We start from the raw sequence: 16,708 nt of genomic DNA, 5'->3' as shown, positions 1-16,708 counted from the left end.
TGTGCGGGTGAGCACTGGAATCCGCGAACTGTTGCGTGACCCCGCGCGGGCGCGCCGACTCGCGTACGGCGTGGTTGGCGTGATCATCGTCGCCGTCGTCACCACCGTCGAGGGGGGCGTGTCCGTTCCGGCCGGCTGGGCGTGGCTGGTGCTGCCGGTCGGCCTCGGGGCCACCGCGCTGCACCCGCGCCACCGAACCCTGATCTTCGCGGTCTGCGCGGGGTTCGTGGCGATCGTCAGCACCGGGGAATCGGTGCAGCTCGGCCTCGCAGCCGCCGGCCTGGTGTTCGTCTCCACCTGCGAGGACCCGGCCCGACACCCGTGGCTGGGCTGGGTGGGTGGTCTGACCGGTGCGGCCGGCGCACTCGGCATCGCACTGCTCAACGAGCGGGGGCTGTACGAGCAGCCGTTCTTCTTCGTGACGGCCGGCTACCTCCTGGCGATCCTGTTGCGCTCGTGGTCACGCGGCTACGCCCTCACCCGGGAGACAGCCGACCTGCGCGGCCAGGCCGCCTGGCTCGAACAGCGCACCAACCTGGCCCGCGAGCTGCATGACGTGGTCGGCCACCACGTCACCGCGATGGTGGTGCAGGCCGAGGCGGGCCAACTCAGCGACGACCCGGGGGCGGCGTTGCGGGCGATAGCGGGCAGCGGCCGTACCGCGCTGAGCGAACTCGACACTCTCGTCGTGCACCTGCGCGACCCGAACGCGTCGATCGCGGTGAGCGCGCCGCCGCGCCTGTCCGACATCGACGAGTTGCTCGCGCAGCCGTTGCGCCAGCAGGGCGTGACGGTGCGGGTCCAACTGGACCCCGATCCGGGTCTGGACGAGATCGGGGTGTTGACCGTCTACCGCATCGCCCAGGAGGCCCTCACCAACATCGCCCGGCACGCGAAAGCCACGGCGGCCTGGGTCGAACTGGTCCGGGTCGGCGACCATGCCCGCCTGCGGGTCAGCGACGACGGCGTCGGACCGCCCCGCACGCCCACGAGCGGGTCGGGTCTGCTCGGCATCGGGGAACGCGTCTCCGCGTACGGTGGCAGCTGGGAGCTGGGCCAACGCCCCGGCGGCGGCACCGTCGTGCAGGCCAACCTGCCGGTGGCGAACCGGTGATCCGCGTCGCGATCGCCGACGACCAGGAGTTGGTCCGGGACGGCTTCAGCCTGATCCTGCGATCCCAACCCGACATCCAGGTCGCGGCCGAGGCGGCCGACGGCCGGCAGTTCCTCGACGCGGTACGCCGCGACTCCCGCATCGACGTCGCCCTCGTCGACATCCGCATGCCGGTGCTCGACGGTCTGCAGGCCACCCGTGAGCTGGCCACGATCCCGCACGCACCGGCCGTCATCGTCGTCACCACCTTCGACGACGACGCCTACGTGCTGGACGCCATCGCCTCCGGGGCGCGCGGGTTCCTGCTGAAACGGTCCAGCGCCCGCGACCTGATCGCCGCGGTACGCACCGTCGCGGCCGGCGAGGCGGTCCTCTCCGCCGAGGTCACCGGTGCCGTCCTCGACCGGGTCCGGGCGACCGGCCCGGCCACCCGGGTGGACCTGTCGACCTACCAGTTGACCGCCCGGGAGGTCGACGTGCTGGCCCTGATCGGCGCCGGGCTCAACAACAACGAGATCGCCGAACGCCTCTACCTGTCGATGAGCACCGTCAAGTCCCACGTGACGAACGTGCTGGCCAAGACCGGCAGCCGCGACCGGGTACGAGCGGCCATCCTGGCGATCCAGGCCGGCCTGGCACCGTGAGTGATCCAGGCCGGACAGGCACCCCGGCCACGAGAGCGATGAAGCGGGCCGACGCCATGACTGTCCACAGCAGACCGAGGCGGATGGTCATCGGCCGGGTTGAACCCACGCCGCGACGCTGCCGCAGGCCGTAGGGTTCAGGTATGGCACAACGACTCGTCAGCGTATGGCAACCGTTCTTCCTCGCCAGCGAGAGTCGGGGCGCGGTGATCGACGCCGCGACGGAGCTGGAGGATCTCGGCTACTCACGAATCTGGTTCTCCGGTGGTTTCGGCGAGGACGTCGCCCCGCGCTTCCGGGAGATCCTGGACGGGACCACGCGCATCGGGGTCGCGTCGGGAATCGTGAGCATCTGGCACTCGTCGCCCCCCGAGGTGGCGGCGTTCGCCCAGGACGCAGAGCGGGCGCATCCGGGCCGGTTCCTGCTCGGTCTCGGCGCCAGCCACGCAGTGGTGGTGGAGAGCGGCGGCACCGACTACCGCAAGCCGTACTCAAGGATGGTGGACTACCTGGACGGCCTCGACGCGGCCGGGCTCTCGCCCGAGCGACGCATCCTGGCCGCCCTGGGCCCGCGGATGCTGAAACTCTCCCGCGACCGTTCCGCCGGGGCCCACCCGTACTTCGTCCCGGCCGAGCACACCGCCGAGGCCCGGGCGGCGATCGGGCCAGACCGGCTGCTCGCCCCGGAGGTCGCGGTGGTCCTCGACGCGGACGCCACCACCGCACGCGCCACCGCCCGGCAGTACACGAGCGGGTACCTCGCGCTACCGAACTACACCAACAACCTGCGGCGCTTCGGCTGGACCGATGAGGACTTCGCCGACGGCGGCAGCGACCGGCTCGTCGACGCCCTGATCCCCTGGGGGACGGTCGAGAAGGTGGCGGCCGGCCTGGAGCAGCACTACCAGGCCGGCGCCGACGAGGTGGCGATCCAGGTGCTCAACGGCGGCGACGACACGACGTTCCCCGCCGACGCGTTCCGCACCCTGGCTGCGGCCCTGATCTGACCCTCGCGAGACCAGGGCGACCGGAGAACCGCCGTCTGGTACGGCGATGCCTGGTGCGCGACAGCGATCGCCCGTCGTGCCGCCATTGGCGGCACGACGGGCGATCCGCAGCCTTGGAGAGCATCAGCGTCCTCGCCGCCATCGATTGGTCTAATGACGACGAGGCACGCCCACATCCGTGAGCCCGGCGCCTTGCTGGTTCGTCTCCGTCACAGAGTGACGACAGCGTCCTCGGCGAGAGTGAACAAGCCGGCATCGAACGTGATGCTCTTCAGCTTCGTGCCCTTCGGTACGTCGAAGTAGACGTTTGCCTTCACCGAGTTGCCCGGGTTGATTTTGTCGAGGAAGCCCTGCCCGTCGGTGTTGCCGTAGATGGCTGCCTCGCCGTCGACCTCGTACTTCCGACCAGAGCCGTCCTGGGCGGTGATGGTGCCATCAGCGTGGAAGGTGTGCGCGCTCTTGGTGACGTTTTTGACGGTCACGCTGGCCCGGCAGAAGGTGCCCTGCGCCTTTTTGTTCAGGAACTCGCTGCCAACCTGGGAAATCCCGCACTTCACGCTGTTGACGGTGAACTCGAAGTCACCGCCACGCACTTTGTCACCGGTGCCGAAGGTCTTGGGCTTGTCGGGAGCGGCGGTTGTCGTCACCGGGTCGGGCTTCGCCGACGCGGGTGCCGACTGCACCGTGCTCGGCGCTGCCGCAGCCGGTGCGGAGGCACTGCTGCCAGCTGCGGGGATGTCGGTGCTGGCCGACGCGTCGGGCTTCTTGTCATCGCCGGTCAGGCCGATCACGAGCCCACCACCGCAGCAGAGCACCACGACGACAGCCGCACCGATGAGGGTGGGGATCAGCCACGACCGCTTGCGCGTGGACGGCGGCGCCACGGGCGCCGGACTCTGCCCGGGCGGCGGCGGATACTGGCCGGCGGGTACCTGAGCAAATTGAGCGGTTGGCGGTGCCGGCTGCTGAGCGCCCGAGGATGGCTGGTTTTGGGCAGGCTCGTAGGGGTTGGTCATTGGTGTTTAGGTCTCCCCGATGTGCTGGTGATGCGCCCGGATGGGAGCAGCGCGTTCAAGGTGCCATGGCGATACTGCCGATGGCGTCCCCCTGCTGTCTCGTCGCACCAACCGATTAGCTAAAGAAGGCACCTTCTTTGTTCATGAGGCTCTCGGACGTTGAGACATCCAGCAATTGAAGTGAATTCATGTGGCGCCCGGCATCGGCCTTGAGACGCAATTCGGTCCCATGTCCAGCAACTTCGCTCAATTGTGGATGGTGCAGACATAGATCAAGACGCGGATTTCCATGAACTGAATTGCAGGACAAGCCTGATTCGACAAGCCTTCCGGGAAGGAGCCCGCCCTCGCCGCACGACTCCGGCTCAGGCGATGAGATCGAGGCCGGTCAGCTCGGCTGACAACGCCCAGAGTCGAGCTGCCTCGCCACTGTCCGTCGGGTCGCTGTCGGTGAGGTGGCAGTCCACGCAGGAGTCGCCGCCGTTCGTGTCGAGCTGGGGTGACGTGGCGGCCCAGACCTGGGTGGCAGCGCCCTGCTCGACGGTCTTGAACAGGCCCGGCGCGGAGTTCCCGTCCGCGTCGATCCAGCCGGCTGCGACCATCTCCTCGGCCGCGAGGTGCCGTTGCAGGGGCGTGCGGATCCAGCCAGGGTTGACGGAGAAGGCGCGGACGCGGTGTGCCCTGCCGAGCAGGTCGAGGTGGCGGGCGAACAGGATGTTCGCGAGCTTCGACTGGGTGTACGCCTCCCACTTGTCGTAGCGGCGCTCGAACTGCACGTCGTCCCACCGGATACGCCACGCCGGGTCCCGTCCGGAGGCGACCGAGACGACCCGAGCCGTGTCGGCGGCGGTGAGGGCGGGCCACAGCAGGTTCGTCAGCGCATAGTGGCCGAGGTGGTTGACCGCGAAGTGCGCTTCCCAGCCGGGGCCGACGCGTGTCTCCGGACAGGCCATGATGCCGGCGCTCGCGACCAGGATGTCGAGGGCGGGATGGTTGCGGAGGAACCGTTCGGCGAACGCGCGGACGGAGGCGAGATCGGCCAGATCGAGGCGGTCGACCTCGACCCCGGCGGTGTCGGCGAGTGCCTGGCGCGCCGCGTCCGGCCGAAGAGCGGGGACGATGACCCGGGCCCCGGCCCGGGTGAGGGCGCGGGTGGTGGCGAGACCGAGGCCGGAGTAGCCGCCCGTGACGACTGCGGTAGTGCCGGTGAGGTCGATTCCGGCGAGGACGTCGTCGGTCGTACTGTGCGGGCCGAATGTGGTGTGGGTCATGAGGCGGACGCTAGATGCTAGACCGGGGTCTAGGTCAACGGGCTACGGTCGGTGCCATGGCGGATGGCGGGCTGAGCATCGGGCAGGTGGCACAGCGCACCGGGTTGAGTGTGCACACCCTGCGCCTCTACGAGCGTGCGGGTCTGTTGGCCAGCGAGGTGCAGCGTGACAGGTCCGGCAGGCGCGTCTACAGCGCCTGGGACGTCGAGTGGCTGGCGAACTGCGTCAAGTTCCGGGCCTCCGGGATGCCGCTCACGACCATCGGCCGCCTGGCCCAGCTCGTTCGCGAGGGCAGCGGCAACGAGGCCGAACGGCTCGAACTGCTCCGTGAACACCGGCGCCACATCACCGAGCAGCTCACGCGACTGCGCGACTGCCTCGACCTCGTCGACGGCAAGGTGGACAGCTACGAGCGACACCTCGCCGCCGGCGCCCGCGGTGATCCGTGGCAACAGCAACCCCGGCCCACCACGGCGGGGCCCTCGCACCAGACGGGCTGACGAACCCCGCGTGCCGGGTGTCGTGGCTGCTCGGGCGACGGGTTGCGACGCCTGGTTGGTGGGTAGGACCTCAGTGCCGGACCCGTGAGTACGCTGGACCGGCGACAGCCGCAGACGAGAGGCGAGACCACACGATGACCGCAGTGCCAGGCCAACGGTCTCCTGCCGCTGCGGCTCCGGCTGCTGCCGAGCAGGCAGCGGAGGAGGACCTGCGGGGTTTGTTCGGGGAGTCCATCGCCGTCTTCGCGTCGCTCACGGGGCCCGAGCACCTGCTGGAGACGGCCAACCCGGCGTTCTTCGCCACCATCGGTGAAGAACGCGCCCGCGTCGGGCTCCCGCTCGCCGAACTGATGCCCGAGTTGGCCGATCAGGGCTTCATCGCGCTACTGGACCAGGTCTTCCGTTCGGGTGAGCCCTACACCGGTCGGGACATCCAGGTGATGCTGGGCAGCGGCCCGCAGGTGCGGGAGGCGTTCTTCGACTTCACCTACGAGCCGCGCCGGGACGCCGACGGCAACGTCACCGGGATTCGGGTGCTCGGTGTGGAGACCACACAGGTCAGACATGCCCAACGGCTGATGGCCGAACACCGGGCCCTGCTGGAGCAGATCGCCCGCCAGGCACCGCTGACCGAGGTGCTCGACGGGATGGCCCGCTGCATCGAGAACCTCGCACCGGGGGTGCTCGTCTCCGTCCTGCTCGCCGACGCCGACGCCCGACACCTGCGCCACGGTGCCGCGCCGAGCCTGCCCGACTTCTACAACAAGGCCATCGACGGCATCGCGACCGGCGAAGGTGTCGGCTCCTGCGGCACCGCCGCCCACCGGCGGGCGCCGGTCATCGTCACCGACATCGCCACCGACCCGTTCTGGGACGACTTCCGGGACCTGGCCGACCAGGCCGGACTGGCGGCCTGCTGGTCGACGCCGATCCTGGCCCGCGACGGCGGCCTGCTGGGCACCTTCGCGATGTACCACCGCACCCCGCGCGTCCCGCAGGACACCGACCTCGCCCTTGCCCGGCTCTTCGCCGGCACCGCAGCCCTGGCCATCGAACGCCACCACATCGAGCAGGCGAAGCTCGCCGCCGAGGCACACGCCAGGTCGGCCAATGACGAGCTGGCCAGGGTGGTGCTCGTGGAGCGGGAGCTCCGCGCCGAGGCTGAGCAGCGTGCCGCCGCCGCCGCGGAACTCGCCACCCAGATGCGAGCCGCCGCGGCGGCGCAGGCCGCCGCGCCGCACCCTGAGCACTGCCAACTCGGCGGCGCCGCCGGGTGCACCGCGCCGGCCGAGATCAAGATTGCCGATTCGTGGGGCGACGCGGCGTGGGGCTGCCCCACCCACGTCGAGGAGGCCATCCTCAACGTGCGGTCGGTCTTCATCGCCAGTGAGGAACTCGGCGGCCTGGCCGCCTACCTCAACCGCTGACGGTTCACGGAAGCCTCCTGGGCACCTGTTGCGCAGCGTAGGCCGCGCTCCACTCCGGGGCGACGTCAAGTGCTTGACCCTTCAAATTTCCACCGGTAGCCTATCGATGTTCATCGAAGTTTATCGATTTGGGTAGGTGAACCGTGCTGGTGAAATCCCTCGCCCTCGTCGCGTCTGTCGTCGGGGTGCTGGCCACCGCCCCCGCCGCCTCGGCGGCACCCTCCGCAGCATCCAACGACGTCTGGCCGCCCGGAAACTGCCCGCAGGGCACGTTCTGCATCTGGGCCAACTGGGATCACCCAGCGGAGGGTCCTACCGCGACTCCGTCCCTGGTGACCAGCAGCGAGTGGTCCGGCAGCGTCCCGGCCTTCAACTTCTACAACCGCACCTCACGCAACGCCGAGATCAGCTGGTCCTACAACTATCTCGGGACGGAGCACACCGGCGTCGAGTGCGTTCGCCCCGGCGGGGGAAACTTCTACGTGCCGCTGGTCGCGACGAAGGTGAGTTGGCAGACGCGCACCTGCTGACCCTCCCCCGACGCCTGATCGCGGACGTTCGGCGACGGATCGTGGCCGCCGCTCCGAGGGGCAGTGGCACACGCCGGGAGCCGCCGCCGGACGTCCGACCCGGCCGGGTCACGGTGTCCAGCGCACGCCCGGGTTCACCTGGCCGGACCAGTTGAAGATGGCCATGTTGTCCCACTGGTTTCCGGTGCCGTTGATGTTGGCCGGGTCCCAGCCGTTGCCGCGGACGGCGTACCAGGTCGGCTCCCAGTAGAAGACACCGATGGCCCCCGCGTTGCGCGCCGTGTTCTGCACCCAGTCGAACTCCTGGGCCTGCCCGGACCAGGTCGCGCTGATGCCGTCGCAGGTCGCGTCGCCGATGGCGTTCGGCTCGCTGTCCGCGTTGTTGCGGGTGAAGGGGTACGCGGTCTCCACGATCACCACCGGCTTGCCGTAGCGACCACGCAGGTCGACGATGTTGTTGTAGAGGTTCGCCAGGCTGCCGTGCCACATGCAGTAGTACGACTGGGCGGTGATGTCCCACTGCACACCCTGGGCGCGGATGCCGTCGTAGAACCATCTGGCGTTGGCGTTGCTGTCGGCGTTGGCGGTATGGATCATCACCGGGATGCCGCCGCCGCACGCCTTCGTGGCGTAGTAGCCCTGCTTCAGCAGGCTGGCCAGCGGCGCGAAGTCGTTGTTGACGACCTTGCCCTCGTTCCACAGCATCCCGACGTTGATCTCGTTGCCGATCTGGACGCTGTCCGGTGGGGTGCCCTGCCCGCTGAGGCTGGCGCAGACGTCGTAGGTGAACGCGTACACGTCGCTACGCAGCTGGCTCAGGTTGTGGGTGGCCCAGGCGGCGGGTTTGTGCTGCTTACCAGGGTCGGCCCAGGTGTCCGAGTAGTGAAAGTCGATGAGCACCTTGAGGCCCTTCGCCCTGGCCGCTCTCGCCTGGGTCAACACCCTGCTCTTGTTGTTGTAGCCGCTGATCGGGTTGTTCCAGACGCGCAGCCGGACGTAGTTGACGCCGACGGACCTCAGAATGTCCAGCGGGTCGCGGGCGACCCCGCCGGCGTCGTAGTACGTGGCCCCCAGATCCAGGCTGCGCTGAAGCGAGGAGACGTCGGCGCCCCTCATGGTGAGCGTGTTCGCGGCCCAGGCGGGTGCGGGCGCGCCGACGAGCGTGGCGGCGACGAGGACGCCGGCGGTGACAGCGGCGGCCAGGGCCCTGGTGCGACGGTGGGGAGTGACCGGACGGGTGTTCACGAGACTCCTTCAGCCCACGGTGCAGGGAGCGCCGTTCAGCGAGAAACCGGTCGGCGGAGCGTCGCTGACCCCCCACCGGCCCTGGATGCCGAAGGTCGCCGAGCCGTCCGGCGCGAGGACCCGGTTCCAGTCGACGTTACGGGCGGTCACGGTGGTGCCGGTCTGGCCGATCGTGGCGTTCCACCCCGAGGTGACCTGCTGGTCCCCCGGGTAGCTGAAGGTCACGGTCCAGCCGTCGACCGGTGCTGCGCCAAGGTTGTGGACCGTCGCGGTGGCCACGAAACCGCCCGGCCACTCGGACTGGTTGCGGTAGGTCACCCGGCAGGTGGCGGGTGGCGGCGTCGTGGGCGTCGTGGGCAGCTCGACCGTGTTGGACGCGATCGAGACGTTGCCCACCGCGTCCCGGGCCCGCACGTAGTACAGGTTGCGCAGCGGCGTCGGCGTCGACGTGGGTAGCGACGCCGTGTACGTCGTACCCGGCACGGTGGCGATCAGCCTGGAGGTGAACCAGCCGTCGAATTGGTAGACGCTGTATCCGAGCACGCCGACGTTGTCCGTCGACGGTGACCAGGACAACGTGGCGGTCGAGGCGGTCACCTCGCCGACGGTGAGGCTCTGCGGCGCGCTCGGCGGGGTGGTGTCCGGGCCGGTGTCCGTCACCGGGGTGACCACCGTCAGCACGTCCGACCAGTTCGAGCGTTGCCCGAGACTGTCCCGGGCCATCATGCGGATCGAGAACTGCATGCCCGGCCCAACGTGGGCGGTGATCGTGGTGGTGGTGACCGCGCCGGCGGTGGCGCTGAGGCCGATATCGCCAAACTCCTGGGAATACGCGATGTCGTAGCCGGCGATGCCGCAGCAGCCGGACGTGGCGGCCGTCCAGGTGAGGGTGATCGCCCCGGTCCGGACCTCGCTGGCGGTCACGTTCGTGGGCGGGCTCGGCGGGACGGGCGTGGTGCTCGGCGTGCTGACCGGCGCCGGCGGCGCGGTTCCGGCCGGCGTCGCGGCGGACACCGCGCCCGCAGCGGCTGCCGGGGCCACTCCCGGATGGGCGGCGGGCGCGACGGTGGCGGCATCGGCCGCCGGCGCGGCGCTCAGGGCGGTGCCGAGGACCGCCGTCGACAGCAGGACGGCGGCCAGCAGGGCCGGCCGGGGACGGCAGAGCAGCGAGGACCAGGAGACGCCTGTCATACACCGACCATGCAGTGACACATCGATGATCGCCAACGTATCTCACGCCTCGGTCGGCGACGGCCCGGTCCACACCGGAGGGTCGCCGCACCCTTCCTCCCGAGTCAGCACCATTCACGCCCCTCGCTGGGCTGGGAGCGATACCAGTGGGGCAAAATTCAACAGTTCCGATCGTTACACTCGCCGCAACGCCGGCACCATCCGTAGACCCCTGCCTGCGCCAACCCCGATCGAATGGAGACGCCTATGACCCGCGACAAGGCGGCACCCGCCGGCATCGACCCCACCATTCCCAGCGTGGCCCGGGTCTACGACTTCTTCCTGGGCGGCAAGGACAACTTCGAGGCCGACCGGAAGGTCGCCGAGCACGCCCTGCGGATCACCCCGGACGGGCCGGCCGCCGGCCAGGCGAACCGGGCCTTCCTGCGTCGAGTGATCCGCTACCTCGTCACCGAGGCGGGCATCGACCAGTTCCTCGACATCGGTTCCGGGCTGCCCACTCAGGGCAACGTGCACGAGGTCGCCACCGAGCAGAACCCGAAGGCTCAGGTGGTCTATGTGGACAACGACCCCATCGTCCTGACGCACGGGCGCGCCCTGCTCGCCGCGGAGGGCACCGCGACGGTGATCCAGGCGGACATCCGCGAACCGCAGGCGATCCTCAACCACCCCGACGCACGCCGGTTCCTCGACTTCGACCGGCCGATCGGGTTGCTGCTCTTCGCGATCCTGCACCACCTCGGTGACGACGAGGACCCGAAGGCGGTGGCAGCGGCGCTGATCGACGCGCTGCCCTCCGGCAGCTACGTGGCGATCTCACACTTCCGCGACCCGGGCGACCGGGACCCAGAGGGCTCCCGCAAGGCCCGCGAGGTCGAACGGGTCTTCAACGAGTCGCTGGGCACCGGCCGCTGGCGTACCGACGAGGAGATCCTCTCGTTCGCCGAAGGGCTGACGGTGCTGGAACCGGGGCTGGTGCCGCTGGCCGAGTGGCGCCCGGAGCCGGACGCACCCGTCACGGTGCAGACCGACACCTATCACACGTTCGTCGGGATGCTCGCCCGCAAACCGTAGGCCCGCCCTGCCTGAGGTCCGTCGGCGGGAGCATGCCCCGCCGACGGACCCGCGTCAGCTCCGACCGGAGCGGCAAGTGCCCGCAAGACTCCCGTACGCGGTGCCGCCAGACCCCGCCCAGCGGCTACCGCCCGCTGCGGCTACGCCCTACTCCTCGGCGGTGGGTCGACTGCGCACCACCAGTTCGTCGATCTCCAACCGGCCGACGCGCAGCTCCCGCACCACTGCCCTGCGGATAGCCAGCCGCCCGATGGCCAGCGCCCCGACGGCCACGGCCCCGACGGCCAGCGCCCCCACGGCCAGCGCACCGAGCGACACAGCCCCCGCAGCCCGCGCACCGGTGGCCGCCGCACCCGTCGCCACCGCGCCGTTCGCCCGCATCAGGCTCACCTCTCGCTTCATCCCCCCATTGTCGGCGTACCGCTGGCCGCCCGCTCCCCCAGCGGGCTGAGCCGCCGGGCCCAATCAACCGGTTCGGAGGAGCAGCAGCCGGCCCGGCCGTCCACCGTAATCGAACCGTTGCTGTGGGCAACTGTAACCGCCCGCCCGGTCCTGCTGTCGCATCGCTGACACCAATCTTCTTCCCTCTATGGCCGGCCGTAAGGGTGTAGAACCCAACGTGAATTTCATTGAGTCCTAGCGGCGATCCCGGAGGTGGATGTGGTCTCCTCGCTCAAACACGCACCGGCCGCGCAGGAAGCAGAGCCGGCGGGTAAATCGTCGTCGGCCCGTGTCACCGCAGAGCGAAAAGTGGTATCGCCGCCATCGGCCCTCTCCGTTTTCGTCACCTGCATCCTCATGGCGCTGTTGTTTGTCTTCGTGATCGTCGGCACGCCGGACAGATGGGGCGCCGACCTGAGATGGGCGCTACGGGCACTGGCGGCGTTGACGCTCGGTCTGCTCCTCGTCATACACACCCGACGCCGTTACGTTCTTCCGCAACGGACATCACATCGATCCACGAAGGTATGGGGGCTACCCGAATACCAGGTCAACGTCCTGCAGCGAACCGCTGGCCAAGCGCAGATCAGCAACACCTCGGACAACGCCGGTCCCGCACAGGCGCGCATTTTCGCCTCTGCCGTCATCTACCCCGCGCACGTTCGTCAGCGGCTCACCGAGCGATACGATCCGGGCCAGCGGACGCTGACCCAGCTGGTCACCATCGATGCGCAGTTGCCGTCACGGGACGTCCAACGGCTGCTGAACACCGCTGATACCGCGACACTTCCGAGGCCAGGAATTCCGGCCCAGCGGACGACAACAGGCAACGAGGGCTTCGAAGGTGGGCGGAGCGACGCCACCGACGCCACCCAGCATCCGGCCGTCATCCTCTTCCCCGTACTCGTGCCCCGCAAGGGCGAGATGGTGGACAACCTGCGGGTCCTGGCCGCCGACGGCAGCGCGGTACCGGTGCTCTCCTACCGGCAGTACCTGCAACTCGTCGCCAAAGTGCTCCGGACCCTCCTCGACATCGCCTACGGCGAGGACATCTCCAACGGCAGACACCCGGACGCTCTCGACGCGGAACGGACCGCTCTCCAGGCGGTGATGCGCCGGGCCACGACCACGAGCGACGAGCCTGATGACAGCGAGGGCAGCAACGCGCTGTACCGGGCAGGACACGCGAACGGCCGGACGAAGCTCGCGAACCCCGCAGCGCTGAAGCTGGCGGCGCAACTGATCAAGAAGCTGTCATCCCACTACGCGGTCGTGGCGGCTGTGCCCTGTCCCGTGGATGGTCGATTCGTCGTCTCGTACGAGCGGATGATGACGCCCACCCTCGCCCTTGCGCCCTTGTCCGAGGGCATCCTGAGCTGGTTGAAGGCGCGCGCACGTCTGCTGCTCGGCTCCCGACCTGTCGACTTCTCCATATCGTTGGACAACGCGTGGACCACGCAGAGCTATCACCTCATCATCGACTGCCAGGACGGGGTGTTCGTCGGCGTACAGGAGGCGCAGGAACTGGTGGGATACCTGAACGCCCACTGGAACGATCGCCAGTCACGACTTGAGCAGAGCTTCGCGCAGGAGAAGTCGGGGCCGCTGCTGGAACTGACCACGCCCCCGCCCTACTACCGTTTCCGCCGACGCGCCGGCCAACGCTACGCCCACTTCTACACACGCTTCTTTCCCGAGCCCAGGGAAAAACTGCCCAACGGTGATCGCATCCCGGATGTGCGGTTCCGCTTCTACGAGGTGCCACCGGGTTCGGTCTTCCGCGCGCTCATCGCTTCCACAGCGGCGGCACTCCTCATCTGGCTGATCGGCTTCGTCACCTCGCGCGACCCCGACCCGGGAACCGACGTGCCGGCGTTCCTTCTGGTTTTTCCCGCCGTCGCCGCAGCCTGGCTCGGCTTTGACAGCCAACCGCGACGTCTACTTGAGGGAACACTCGCGGCGCGGATCTCCCTGCTGGCCACTGTGCTGTGTTCGATCGCCGCCAGCGGCCTGTTCATGGTTTACAAGGCAGAACTCCCCCTCCTGCAATGGAAAGTCCCGGCCGATATGCAGATCCTGGGCATCACGTCGATGGCATGGAGCGCGCTGATGTTGCTGGCCCTGTTGAACGCGAGCACCACCGGTTACGCGTACCTCGCGAGGACGTGGGAATTCATCCATCTATCGGGCAGAACCGACGGATTCGGTGGCCCCAAAGAGCACCTTCACTAGGGTGGAGCCCTGTTACACTCGGCCCACCACATCGAGCGATCACGATACATCGACGCACCCGTCTGTGAACCAGAACGGCACCGCGTACGTTTTCACTGAGGTGAGCCTCGTACGCCCCGGCAGATCGGATCGGTTCAGGTGATGTCCATGGACTCCGAGTACCACGTCTCATCGCACGACTGGCCAGCCGGCACCGGCGCCGACGACCTCACCCTCGACCAGGCCAACGAGGTGTTCGACCTCTTCGACTCGTACTACTCGATGGCGATCCAAGGCCTGTCAACGGTCCCGATCCTGCTACCCAAGCCTCCGCAGCTCAGCGACGGCACGGTTGACGGCAGCTGAGTCGCCCTCCTCAGTCCCGGCCGCAGCCGGTAATTCGGAGGCGCGGAGAATGGGGCGGTGGCTAGCGTAGGCGGATGAGCGCTGTCTCGACAGCCGGGCTGCGCCTGCGGTTCTGCACCGATCCGGGCGAGTTCCTGGCTGTGGCCGATGACTACCTGAGCGCCGATCCGGTCGTCAGCACGGTCGTGACGACCGTCGCGCACCGGCTGCTGTCGCAGCGGGCCGAGGGCATCTCACAGCCCGACCGCAATTGGTGGCTGGTGGTCAGCGACAGCTCCGGCGTCGTGGTCGGCGCCGGGATGCGTACGGCACCGTATGCCCCCCACCCCCCGTTTCTGCTGCCCATGCCCGACGAGGCGTCCGTTGCGCTGGCCCACGCGTTGCACGAGCGCGAGGAGGAGGTACTCGCTGTCAACGGGGCCCTGCCTGCCGTGGAACTGTGCGCCGCCGAGCTGACCCGGCTCGGCGGGGGTCGAGTCGACATCACCCAGCACACCCGACTGCACGAGCTCGGCGAGCTGACGATGCCGCCACCGGTGCCGGGCGGCTTGACGGTCGCCACCGAGGACGATGTGGAGCTGGTCACGGACTGGTTCGCCGCGTTCATGGACGACGCCGACGAACAGGCTGGCCGACCACGCGGCACCAGAGCCCACGAGATGCCCGACCGGGCGGACATGGTGCGCCGCCTCCACGCCGGACGGCTGTGGTTCTGGGTCGACGACGCCGGAGAGCCGGTGCACCTGACGGGTGCCAACCCGCCGTCGTTCGGAGTGGCCCGGGTGGGCCCGGTGTACACCCCGCCCACCCAACGCGGACGGGGGTGGGCCAGCAACGCGGTCGCCGAGGTTTCCCGACGAATCCAGGCCGAGGGTACGCGGGTCTGCCTGTTCACCGACCAGGCCAACCCGACCTCGAACAAGATCTACGCCGCGCTCGGCTACCGACCGGTCGTCGACATGGCCAACCTGGTCATTCGCCGCTGACGGCGGGACGCGGGTGATGATGAGGCGACCAACACTGTTCCTGACTGTGGGACTCCCCTGCACCGGGAAGACCACTGCCGCTCGGCGCATCGAGACCGAGCGGGCAGCGCTCCGTCTCACGAAGGACGAATGGGTGAAGGCTCTCTACGGCCACGAGAATCCGGCATCAGCGGGCGACGTGATCGAAGGTCGGCTCATCCAGATCGGGCTGCGCGCGCTTGAACTGGGCAACAACGTCGTGATCGACTACGGCCTCTGGAGTCGGAACGAGCGCACCGCGCTCCGCCAGGCCGCAGCAGACCGATGCGCGCTGGTGGAGATGCGCTACTTCGAACTCACCCCGGCCGAGCAGCGGAGACGACGTGATCGGCGTCAAGCCGAAGCGCCACACACGACGTGGCCGATGTCCGACGACGAACTCGCCGAGTGGGCCTCCACCATCGAGATCCCAACGCGAGCAGAACTCGACGGCAGTGAACCTCTTGACGATCCGCCGGCTGGATTCTCGACATGGGACGAGTGGCGCGAACACCGCTGGCCGCCGTCGCTGTCCTGACGCCTGTCAGGTGACGCTCACGACGACCTTCCCGAGGGCGCGTCCCTCGCCCACGTGGGCCAACGCCTCAGGGGTCTCGTCGAGCGTGAAGGCCCGGTCGATGTGGATGCCGAGGTCACCCGCTACGCAGAGGTCGGCCACCGGTTCGAAGTGGGCCGGCCCTTCCCGGACGGCGAGCACACCCAGCCGGCGGTTGCTGAGCCGGCCGGCCATCGCGCCGACCGTCAGCACGCGCAGCACCGCCGGGACCGATCCGCCGACGCACCGGTAGCGGCCGCCGGGGGCCAGTGCCCGGCGGTAGGCGAACACCGACCGGTACGCGACCAGATCGAGGATGAGATCGTACGGGCCGCCCCGGGTGAAGTCCCGGCTGCGGTAGTCGATCACCTCGTCCGCGCCGACAGACCGCATGAAGTCGAGCTTGCCCGCGTTGTCGACCCCGCTCACCTGGGCGCCGAGTCGTTTGGCCAACTGGATCGCGAACGCGCCGGATCCCCCGCCGGCGCCGTTGATCAGGACTCGGCTGCCGGCTCCTGCGCCCGCAGTGCCCTGCTGTGCGATCGCGCCCGCCTGCGGGATCGTCGACGCCTCGGCGAACGTCAGGGCGGCGGGCTTACGGGCCAGGACCGACTCGGGGGCGATCGCGTACTCGGCGAACCCGCCCTTGAGCATGAGGTTGTCGCCGTACACCTCGTCACCGGGTCGGAACCGGGTGACGGCGGAGCCCACCGCCTCGACCCGTCCGGCGATGTCCGAGCCGAGGGTGCGGCGTGCCGGGGAGCGCAGCCCACCGATGCGCGCATACAGCGGCGAACCCCGCAGCGCCTCCCAATCGCTCAGGTTCACCGAGGTCGCCGCGATCTTGACGAGCACCTGTCGGGCGGCGGGGGAAGGCTTGGGGAGGTCCTCGATCCGCAACCCATCCGGGGATCCGTACCGGTCGTACACGACTGCTTTCACCTGGCACCACCAGCCTTCGGGACGGTAGGCCAGCCGCGGTACCCGAAGCGTTCCGGGCAAGCAGCCGACCTCTCCTGGCTAGCACGGCGGGACAACCGGCATCCCCGGGCCGCGCGGCAAGCTGTAACAGCCTCTGACCAGGCATTCTTGGGATATGGGCCGTCCGCTG

Annotated in this window: 17 protein-coding genes; 11 read left to right on the top strand and 6 right to left on the bottom strand. The window is 69.0% G+C overall.

The features are described 5' to 3' along the window. The first annotated feature begins 7 nt into the window (after nt 1-7). The 3 genes from ACX27O_RS25965 (at nt 8) to ACX27O_RS25955 (ending at nt 2,765) form a co-directional block, all read left to right on the top strand. On the top strand, nt 8-1,114 hold the full coding sequence (locus ACX27O_RS25965) for a sensor histidine kinase (protein WP_458940230.1): 1,107 nt from the start codon (nt 8-10) through the stop codon (nt 1,112-1,114). Then, the gene (locus ACX27O_RS25960) at nt 1,111-1,758 is read left to right on the top strand and encodes a response regulator transcription factor (RefSeq protein WP_210865672.1); all 648 of its coding nucleotides are present in this window, start codon (nt 1,111-1,113) and stop codon (nt 1,756-1,758) included. Before ACX27O_RS25965 ends, ACX27O_RS25960 begins: the two co-directional genes overlap by 4 nt. A 143-nt stretch (nt 1,759-1,901) precedes the next feature. Then, nucleotides 1,902-2,765 carry a TIGR03620 family F420-dependent LLM class oxidoreductase gene (locus ACX27O_RS25955; protein ID WP_458940229.1) on the top strand — a complete coding sequence of 288 codons (864 nt, stop codon included), beginning with the start codon at nt 1,902-1,904 and terminating at the stop codon, nt 2,763-2,765. A 209-nt stretch (nt 2,766-2,974) separates the two neighbouring features. Here ACX27O_RS25955 and ACX27O_RS25950 read toward each other — a convergent pair whose 3' ends face one another. Beyond that, on the bottom strand, nt 2,975-3,781 hold the full coding sequence (locus ACX27O_RS25950) for a DUF4352 domain-containing protein (protein ID WP_210865674.1): 807 nt from the start codon (nt 3,779-3,781) through the stop codon (nt 2,975-2,977). 365 nt (nt 3,782-4,146) lie between these two features. Next, entirely contained in the window at nt 4,147-5,052 is a 906-nt protein-coding gene (locus ACX27O_RS25945) for an SDR family NAD(P)-dependent oxidoreductase (protein WP_458940228.1), read from the bottom strand. Between the two features lie 56 nt (nt 5,053-5,108). Here ACX27O_RS25945 and ACX27O_RS25940 point away from each other — a divergent pair, with 56 nt between their 5' ends. The 3 genes from ACX27O_RS25940 (at nt 5,109) to ACX27O_RS25930 (ending at nt 7,509) form a co-directional block, all read left to right on the top strand. Beyond that, complete coding sequence (locus tag ACX27O_RS25940) at nt 5,109-5,552, top strand: MerR family transcriptional regulator (RefSeq protein ID WP_210858083.1); 444 nt, start codon at nt 5,109-5,111, stop codon at nt 5,550-5,552. A 134-nt stretch (nt 5,553-5,686) separates the two neighbouring features. Continuing rightward, nucleotides 5,687-6,979 carry a GAF domain-containing protein gene (locus ACX27O_RS25935; protein WP_210858082.1) on the top strand — a complete coding sequence of 431 codons (1,293 nt, stop codon included), beginning with the start codon at nt 5,687-5,689 and terminating at the stop codon, nt 6,977-6,979. 143 nt (nt 6,980-7,122) lie between these two features. Then, complete coding sequence (locus ACX27O_RS25930; RefSeq protein WP_357633157.1) at nt 7,123-7,509, top strand: hypothetical protein; 387 nt, start codon at nt 7,123-7,125, stop codon at nt 7,507-7,509. Nucleotides 7,510-7,617: 108 nt separating this feature from the next. On the opposite strand, the gene ACX27O_RS25925 is transcribed toward ACX27O_RS25930, so the two are convergent. Beyond that, entirely contained in the window at nt 7,618-8,754 is a 1,137-nt protein-coding gene (locus ACX27O_RS25925) for a glycoside hydrolase family 53 protein (RefSeq protein WP_210865679.1), read from the bottom strand. Nucleotides 8,755-8,763: 9 nt separating this feature from the next. Continuing rightward, entirely contained in the window at nt 8,764-9,945 is a 1,182-nt protein-coding gene (locus ACX27O_RS25920; protein WP_210865680.1) for a cellulose binding domain-containing protein, read from the bottom strand. Nucleotides 9,946-10,191: 246 nt separating this feature from the next. Here ACX27O_RS25920 and ACX27O_RS25915 point away from each other — a divergent pair, with 246 nt between their 5' ends. Then, nucleotides 10,192-11,019: an SAM-dependent methyltransferase gene (locus tag ACX27O_RS25915; RefSeq protein ID WP_030333757.1), complete on the top strand. Its 828-nt coding sequence runs from the start codon at nt 10,192-10,194 to the stop codon at nt 11,017-11,019. 147 nt (nt 11,020-11,166) lie between these two features. Here ACX27O_RS25915 and ACX27O_RS25910 read toward each other — a convergent pair whose 3' ends face one another. Then, nucleotides 11,167-11,421, bottom strand: a complete 255-nt coding sequence (locus ACX27O_RS25910; RefSeq protein WP_030333755.1) for a hypothetical protein — start codon at nt 11,419-11,421, stop codon at nt 11,167-11,169. 252 nt (nt 11,422-11,673) lie between these two features. On the opposite strand from ACX27O_RS25910, the gene ACX27O_RS25905 reads away from it, so the two are divergent. The 4 genes from ACX27O_RS25905 (at nt 11,674) to ACX27O_RS25890 (ending at nt 15,579) form a co-directional block, all read left to right on the top strand. Continuing rightward, on the top strand, nt 11,674-13,692 hold the full coding sequence (locus ACX27O_RS25905) for a hypothetical protein (RefSeq protein WP_156057668.1): 2,019 nt from the start codon (nt 11,674-11,676) through the stop codon (nt 13,690-13,692). A gap of 147 nt (nt 13,693-13,839) precedes the next feature. Further along, entirely contained in the window at nt 13,840-14,037 is a 198-nt protein-coding gene (locus ACX27O_RS25900; RefSeq protein WP_030333752.1) for a hypothetical protein, read from the top strand. A 74-nt stretch (nt 14,038-14,111) separates the two neighbouring features. Then, the gene (locus ACX27O_RS25895) at nt 14,112-15,023 is read left to right on the top strand and encodes a GNAT family N-acetyltransferase (RefSeq protein WP_030333750.1); all 912 of its coding nucleotides are present in this window, start codon (nt 14,112-14,114) and stop codon (nt 15,021-15,023) included. Between the two features lie 16 nt (nt 15,024-15,039). After that, complete coding sequence (locus tag ACX27O_RS25890) at nt 15,040-15,579, top strand: AAA family ATPase (RefSeq protein ID WP_030333748.1); 540 nt, start codon at nt 15,040-15,042, stop codon at nt 15,577-15,579. A gap of 6 nt (nt 15,580-15,585) precedes the next feature. Here ACX27O_RS25890 and ACX27O_RS25885 read toward each other — a convergent pair whose 3' ends face one another. Beyond that, nucleotides 15,586-16,539, bottom strand: a complete 954-nt coding sequence (locus tag ACX27O_RS25885) for an NAD(P)-dependent alcohol dehydrogenase (protein WP_030333745.1) — start codon at nt 16,537-16,539, stop codon at nt 15,586-15,588. Between the last annotated feature and the right edge of the window lie 169 nt (nt 16,540-16,708).

It is taken from the genome of Micromonospora sp. SD19 (assembly GCF_054462275.1).
The sequence above is the reverse complement of the archived record's forward strand: the minus strand, read 5'-3'. Positions and strand labels throughout refer to the sequence as shown.